The 7,631-nt window shown below is 53.5% G+C and carries 4 protein-coding genes; 1 reads left to right on the forward strand and 3 read right to left on the reverse strand.

The genetic code is table 11. The annotated features are described in order from the left end of the window. Nucleotides 1-434 precede the first annotated feature (434 nt). Nucleotides 435-1,961 carry a YifB family Mg chelatase-like AAA ATPase gene (locus tag PHV74_13665; protein MDD5095406.1) on the forward strand — a complete coding sequence of 509 codons (1,527 nt, stop codon included), beginning with the start codon at nucleotides 435-437 and terminating at the stop codon, nucleotides 1,959-1,961. Between the two features lie 39 nt (nucleotides 1,962-2,000). Here PHV74_13665 and PHV74_13670 read toward each other — a convergent pair whose 3' ends face one another. The 3 genes from PHV74_13670 to PHV74_13680 all read right to left on the reverse strand — a co-directional run. After that, a complete protein-coding gene (locus PHV74_13670; GenBank protein MDD5095407.1) occupies nucleotides 2,001-3,920 on the reverse strand; it encodes a PAS domain S-box protein in 1,920 nt (639 codons plus the stop codon). A gap of 1 nt (nucleotide 3,921) precedes the next feature. After that, nucleotides 3,922-6,162 carry a histidine kinase dimerization/phosphoacceptor domain -containing protein gene (locus tag PHV74_13675; GenBank protein ID MDD5095408.1) on the reverse strand — a complete coding sequence of 747 codons (2,241 nt, stop codon included), beginning with the start codon at nucleotides 6,160-6,162 and terminating at the stop codon, nucleotides 3,922-3,924. A gap of 69 nt (nucleotides 6,163-6,231) precedes the next feature. Then, nucleotides 6,232-7,631 (reverse strand): PAS domain S-box protein (locus PHV74_13680; GenBank protein ID MDD5095409.1); only part of this gene is annotated, 1,400 nt, incomplete at its 5' end.

Raw genomic sequence — 7,631 nt, forward strand, 5'->3', positions numbered from 1 at the left:
AGCACAAGATTATCTGGCTCCGGGAGTAACCTTCGCCAAGCTTGATGCTATTGCGGGTCGAATGAGCGATAATGAATTCGCCAAAAGGATGGTGAAAGCACGGTCCGATCTCTTTGAGAGAATATCCAAATATGACGGACGGGGACGCTGAATCGGGGGCTCATCGGTTTATCCACCTATCCACACGGTTTACAAAGAAAGAAAAAGTAGCAAAAAGAAAGAAACGATTATTATGACCCTTTCGGGCTCATTTTCGGATTAGAAAAGACTTCTGGACGGGTGTCCCCAAAACAGCGAAGAATGAGGCTGCCCCTTACAGGTGTGCTGCTGTTTCACATGAAGTTGTAATGATTTGAGAATCCCGAAGTGAGAACAGGCAGTTTTGTTGACAATATTGTGGGTCGATAGTATCATTTTAAGCTGAGGTGTGTTTTATGCTGGCGAAAGTGAATTCTGCCGCAGTGGTCGGGCTTGAGGGTCAATTGGTCGAAGTGGAAGTGGATATTTCAGGCGGATTGCCTTCCACAACCATCGTTGGGCTGCCGGATACAGCAGTGCAGGAATCTCGTGAACGGGTGCGGTCAGCGATTCGCAACGCAGGGTGTACCTTCCCGGCAAAGCGGATCACCGTCAACCTGGCTCCTGCCGACCTGAAAAAGGCCGGTCCGGCTTATGATCTCCCCATTGCTGTGGGCATCATCCTCAGTTCTGAACAGGCCAGTCTCGATGGGTTGGGTAACGCGCTCTTTTTGGGGGAGCTTTCCCTGGATGGCAGTCTTCGGCATACTCACGGCATCCTTCCCATGGTGTCTCTTGCCAGAGAGAAGGGGCTTTCGCCGGTCTTTGTACCCGCTGCCGATGCCAGGGAAGCTGCCCTTATTCAAGGTATCACTGTGATTTCGGTGGAATCTCTAACGCAACTGTTGGCTCATCTGCGCGGTGAAACCGTGATCCCTCAGTATGTTCTTCATGATAATCCCCTCGATGCGGTGGAAAGGACAGATTCAGGGATAGACATGTCACATATAAAGGGACAGGAGCATGCCAAGAGAGCCTTGGAGGTTGCGGCGGCTGGCGGACACAACTTGTTGATGAGCGGGCCTCCGGGAGGTGGTAAGACGCTTCTGGCTCGCTCGCTTCCCTCCATTCTCTCCAAAATGAACGCCGATGAAGCGCTGGAGGTCACTAAAATATACAGCGTGAGCGGACTTCTTCCTGCTGATACGCCGCTCATCGTTCAAAGGCCCTTCCGCTCGCCGCACTATACCGTCTCAGATGCCGGGCTTGTGGGAGGAGGTCGATGGCCCAAACCCGGTGAGATCAGTCTGAGCCACAGAGGAGTGTTGTTTCTCGATGAACTGCCTGAATTCGGAAGCGCTGTTCTGGAGGTTTTGAGGCAGCCTCTTGAGGATCGGATGGTCACCATTACCCGCGCGCAAGGCAGCATCACCTACCCGGCCAATTTCATGCTCATCGGAGCCATGAATCCGTGTCCGTGCGGTTACTATGGCGACCCGGTAAAGCAATGCACTTGTTCCTCGACGTTGGTATCCCGCTATCAGAAGCGAATCAGCGGGCCGCTCCTGGACCGCATCGATATCTTCATCGAGGTCCCGCGAATCGAATATCAGAAGTTGACCGATGAGAGGCTGGGAGAGAAGTCCGAATCCATCCGGGCCAGAGTGGAGACGGCGCGCCAGGCTCAGTGGAAGCGTTTTGAGGGAACCCGGCTCACCTGCAATGCCGATATGACGCCGATCGAGATTCGTGATTTCTGCCAGACGGCACCGGAGGCGCAGAATCTTCTTCAGGCAGCAGCCAGACAGCTTTCCCTCTCCGCCCGCTCGTTCCATCGCATTCTCAAGCTGTCCCGGACTATCGCTGACTTTGAAGGCGCGGAGGTCATCAGCGCCGGCCATCTGGCCGAGGCGCTGCAATACCGGCCGCGGCAGATGGGGTAGCGCGAAGTGGCCTCAATAACCATTATGTTTTCGAGCCATTCAAATCCGGGGCTTCTTATCGCTCAGGGTGGGTTTGATGTTCTCCAGACATTCAGCGTCTTCGCCGATCGGCAGGGTGAAGCTGAATCGAGAGCCCTTACCCTCCTCGCTCTCCGCCATGATCGCACCCTCGTGGAAATTGATTATCTCTTTACTGATGGCTAGCCCCAGGCCGCTGCCGCCTCTTCTGCGAGCCACACCGCTCTCCAGCCGATAGAATCGTTCGAAGACTTTTCCCAGGTATTGGGATGGGATGCCAATGCCTTGATCGGTAACGCTCACCATAATATCACGGTTCGCCCTTTGCCCCTCCAGCCTGATACGCGTACCTTTCTCAGAATAGGAAGCAGCGTTTTGAACCAGGTTGATGATAACCTGCCCGATGCGTACTTCGTCGGCATAGATTGGGGGCAGATCGAGAGCAACATCGATTTCCAGTTGATGCTCTCTGGTAATGCCTTTCAACTTGTCTGCCAGCTGGTTGATGATGGAGGATATCCTGCACTTCGTTTTTTCCAGTCGCAGGGTGCGTGTTTCCAGTTGCGACATATCCAGAAGGTCATTGACCAGGTGAACCAGGATATCCGACTCTTTGTTGATCACTTCCAGAAACTCCTTTTGGGTTTCCGGGGGCCATTCCACATCCGCTTGAACCAGGGTGCTCGCCAGCCCTTTGATGGCAGTCAAAGGGGTGCGCAGCTCGTGGGAAACACTGGCCAGCAGCGCTGTCTTCAGACGATCGGCTTCTTCCATGGCCTTGACCCTGGCTGTTTCTTCTTCCGCCCGTTTTCGATCCGTGATATCCGAGGTCAAACCATAGAAAAATCGCTTGCCGTCTTTTTCGAAGGCGTTGACAGCCCTGGCATATAACCATACCCATTGCCCGTCCTTTTTCTTGAACCGGTGCTCGATGGCAAAGAAAACCCCTTTCTCCTCCAGTGCCTCAAGGGCGTTTTTTGCTTTCTGGCGGTCGTCAGGATGGATGCTCTCCAGCCAAATGCGGGCTCCGTTCAGAAGCAGTTCTTCTGGCGTATACCCATGGATTGCCTGTGCGCTTGGGCTGATGAAAGCGATTCCCTTTCCCTGCTCTCCGATCCACACGGTGTCCGGGTTGTTATTAACCACGGTACGGTATTTTTCCTCGCTCTCTCTTAGCGCTGTCTCTGCCCGTCTGCGCTCAGTGATATCTCTTACAACAAGGATGGCTCCCCGTTCTCCATTCTCACGCTCAATTACCTGGCAACTGGCCTCAACGCAGATGGGATGGCCATCAGTGTGAACACCGTCAAGCGATGCCAATCTGGCGAATCCGTCGCTCACAGCCTTCTGGTAGAGCGCGCTCAACTCGGCCTGCTTAGGCGCAGAAAAAGTGCGCGGTATTGCGAAGTGCTTGCCTACTGCCTCTTCTTTTCGATAGCCGAAAATAGCCCCAATCTTGTCGTTGGCGTCAAGGATAGTACCTCTTTCATCGAGATAGAGAATACCATCGTTGGCATTCTTAAAGATGGTTCTGAACTTCTCCTCGCTGGCCTTGAGCCGTTTCTCCATCTGGCAGCGGTATTGGGTGATCTCGATGGCAATGCGCAGGTCACGGTCCTCAAACGGTTTGCTGAGATAGGCTCCTGGAGTTGTGGCCTTTGCCCGCTCCAGGGTCTTCTCATCGGAATAGGCGGTGAGGTAGATGACGGGGATATCCCATCGATCATGGATGCGTTCGGCGGCCTCTATCCCGTCCATCTGGCCCTTTAGCCGGATGTCCATAAGGATCAGGTCCGGGAGGGTTTCTCCGGCATATCGGATGGCGTCCTCTCCGGTATGGGCGACGGAGGGGACATCATAGCCCATGTGCTTGAGCCGGTTCTGGATATCCTTGGCGACGATCGCCTCATCTTCAACCACAAGAATTCTCAGTGATGGCATACTACGCTCCTTGCTTCCAGCCCTGCTCTGGAATGCTGATTCGGAATAGTGTTCCGCCCCGTCGTTCCACTTCCATTGTGGCCCCTAATTGATTGGTCAGGCTGCTGACCAGTTGCAGGCCCAGTGTCCTCGTGTTTCGGTAATCGATGTTCTCCGGTAATCCAATGCCGTTATCGGCCACAAGAATAATCAGCTCGTGGGCGTTATTGGTTCCAAGCTCTATTTTGATCTCGGGCCAAAGGTCTTCTTCGCGGGACCCTTGCCATCCCTCGGGGAAGGCGTATTTGATCGAATTGGTGATGAGTTCGTTGATCATCAAACCGCAAGGCACGGCTGCATCGATGCCGAGAAAGAGTCCCTCCCCTTGAATATCCAGCCGAATCCCTTGGGTTTTGCCGACGTAGGAATGCAACAGATTGCCCGTGAGTTCCCGGACGTAGTTGCGGAAATCGATCTGGGCCAGGTTGCCGGACCGATACAGTTGTTCGTGAATCAGGGCCATGGAGCGGACGCGCCTTCCGCTATCCTCGAACATGGCGCGCGAAGGTTCATCCTTGAAGCTGTCTTTTTGCAGGTTCAGCAAACTGGAGATGATCTGGAGGTTGTTCTTCACCCGGTGATGGATTTCCTTCAGCAACACCTCTCGTTCGTTGATGCGGCCTTCCAGCGCTGTGTTGATTTCCACCAGTTGCTGGGTGCGGTCCTCCACGCGTTTTTCAAGCTTGTTCCTCGCCTGGTTCAATTCTTCGTTGGCGCCGGAGAGCTCTTTCGTCCTCTCGGCCACCTGCTGTTCCAACCCGGTGCTGTATTGTTGAAGTTCCTTTTGTGATTGCATCAGATTTGCCGTCATGGCGCTGAATGCCCTCGAAAGATCGCCCACTTCATCCTTGGCTGCTATGGACACATCAATGCTCCAGTCTCCTTTCATGATGCGCTCGGCGCCCTGGCGCAATCTCATGATGGGGGCGGATATTCTGCGCGATAGAAAGAAGGCCAAAGCGATCCAGAACCCGAGCAATGTCAGCATCGCCCACAACATTTTGCGAGTCAAATCCGTTACCGGTTCCAGCACCTCCGATCGGCTTTTCTCCACGGCTATCACCCAGGGTGTGCCTGGCAGCCGATGGTAAACGCCGAACACCTTGGTTCCCAGGTAGTTCTCCCGCGTAATGGCTCCGGTTTCCTCAACTTCCCCGAAGCTTTCGGGCAGAACAACCGACTGGCGGAGCATCGCATCCTCAACGAACAGCGAGGGCGTCAACATATAGCCTTCTTCGTTTATCAGATATACTTCACCGGTATCTCCCAGTCCCCTGCGGTCGGCGGCGATTGAACAGAGTTCATCCTCACCCCCAAGATACACCATGACCCCTTTTAACGTCTTCCTATTCGGATCCGAATAAAATGGGGCCGATACCGCCAATACGAAATCGCGGCTGTCTTCATAAAGAGCGACGTTGCCGACATAGGTTCCTTCCTTGCCTTTGAGATAGACGTCGTTTTGGGTCATATCGCCCTGAGCCCAGTCGATCTTACTTAAATCAACCTTGCTGAAGTCAATCTCCGGGATACTGATCTTACTCCAATCAACCCGGCTCAGATCAATCTTGCTCCAGTCAATCTTGCTGTAGTCGATTTTGCTCAAGTCGATCCTGCTATAGTCGATCTTGTTGTAGTCGATTTTGCTCCAGTCGATCCGGCTCAAATCGATCTGGGGCCAATCGATTTGGCTGTAATCCACCGCAGACCAGTCAATTTGAGCTGGATCAACCGCAGCCCAATCGATCTGGCTGTAGTCCACCCGGGTCCAATCTTCAGGATTGCCAGTCTCGGGATAAGGTTCGACCGGCCTAGTCTCAGGACGGAACGACGAGGCAACCACGATCCCATCCGCATTCAGATATAGCGCCTGCCAGACATATTTGTTGTTGGCGGTCATGTTCTGCATGATATAGCTGATCGCATCAAGATCATCAGGCTCAAAACCCAGATCACCGCTGCCGGATTGCATCACCGCTTGGTAAGCGCTGGACTGACTGGCCAGTAGTTCGATACTCTGCTTTTGATACTCTATCAGGTTCCGGATCGTCTGAGTCCTCGATTGCGCCAGGGCAGAGAGATTGTCCTTCGCCTGATCCTCCAGAGCATCGGTGGCCACCGTTCTTCCGATGAGAGTGCCGATGGTTGCTGTCAGTAAGACTGCGGTCAGGATCAATCCAAGTATTTTTGTCTGAATGCGCATTAGCTTGCCTCTAAGTTCATTTTCTCTCTGGATACAAGACCTTGCTGCTTGTTCCTGACGTCTCCGGCTCTACGGCAGAAAAGTAATCTGGAACGTTGTTCCGTTTTGGCGTTCAACTTCCAGCGTTGCCCCCAGTTGATTGGCCAGGCTGGTCACCAGTTGCAGGCCCAGTGTCTCCGTGTTTCGGTAGTCGATTTCCTCCGGCAACCCGATGCCGTTATCGGCCACACGGAGGGTCAATTCGTGGGAGTCGGTCATAAGCTCGATTTTGATCCCGGGCCAAACGTCTTCTCCGCAGGCATTCTGCCATCCCTTTGGGAAGGCGTATTTGAGCGAATTGGTGACGAGTTCGTTGATCATCAACCCGCAGGGTACCGCGGTATCGATGCCTAGGAAGATTCCATCTCCCCGGATATCCAGTCCAATTGCCTGGGTTCGGCCGTTATGGGAATGTAACAGGTTTCGACAGAGTTCACGGATGTAGTTGGTGAAATCGATCCGGGCCAGGTTCCCGGACCGGTACAGCTGTTCGTGAATCAGGGCCATGGAGCGGACGCGTCTCCCGCTATCTTCGAGCATAGCCCGCGAATCTTCATCTTTGACAGTTTCCTTTTGGAGATTGAGCAGGCTGGAGATGATCTGCAGGTTGTTCTTCACCCGGTGATGGATTTCCTTGAGCAACACTTCTTTCTCTTGAAGTGAGGCCTGTATCTTCTCCTCCGCCTGCTTGCGCTCGGTGATATCGCGCGCCGAAGCGATGACCGCTTTGGTTTGTCCGAGTGCGTCAAATTCGGGCACCAGCATCCAGTCATACCACCTGCCGTCAAGTTGAAATTCATGGCGACGCGCATCTCGGGATTGAAACACCTGCTCGATGGCATCTTTCCAAAGCAAGCACATATCCCCGGGAAAGCCGAGTTCCTGATGGGTTTTGCCGATAAACTCCTTCGGGGGTATTCCGATTATTTTCTCCACGACAGGGTTGGCATACAGGTGACGGTATTGTCGATCAAAACGCATAATAGTGTCGGTGCTGTTCTCCGCCAGAGCCCGAAATCTTTCTTCACTTCCCTGAAGCGCCGCTTCCGCCCGTTTTCGCTCGGTGATATCCCGCGAGAAGCAGAAGACGTGCAGCTTCCCATCGAATTCGGCGAAGTTGACGGTTATCTCCACGGGAATTGTAGAACCGTCCTTGCGCCGGTGTCTGCTTTCAAAAGTGGATGACTTCATTGCCAGCAGTTCTTGCGTCGAGGGCAATTTCCCTGTATCGATGTTGAAATCAGGATCGAAATCCTGCGCCGTCATTCCTATCATTTCTTCAGGGGTATAGCCTAGAGGTTGGCAGGCCTGATCATTGACGTAGAAAACCCGACCTTCACTGTCTATCCACCAGCAACCGATCGAAGCCCGATCGATGGCAAACTGGGTGAGCTTTAGCTTCTGTTCTGTTCGCTTGCGCTCGGTGATAT

This window comes from Dehalococcoidia bacterium, assembly GCA_028711995.1.
In the GTDB taxonomy this organism is placed as follows: domain Bacteria; phylum Chloroflexota; class Dehalococcoidia; order SZUA-161; family SpSt-899; genus JAQTRE01.

Coding starts and splice junctions, on each gene's coding strand:
- PHV74_13665 (MDD5095406.1), top strand. CDS start 435: ATGCTGGCGAAAGTGAATTCTGCCGCAGTGGTCGGGCTTGAGGGTCAA.
- PHV74_13670 (MDD5095407.1), bottom strand. CDS start 3,920: ATGCCATCACTGAGAATTCTTGTGGTTGAAGATGAGGCGATCGTCGCC.
- PHV74_13675 (MDD5095408.1), bottom strand. CDS start 6,162: ATGCGCATTCAGACAAAAATACTTGGATTGATCCTGACCGCAGTCTTA.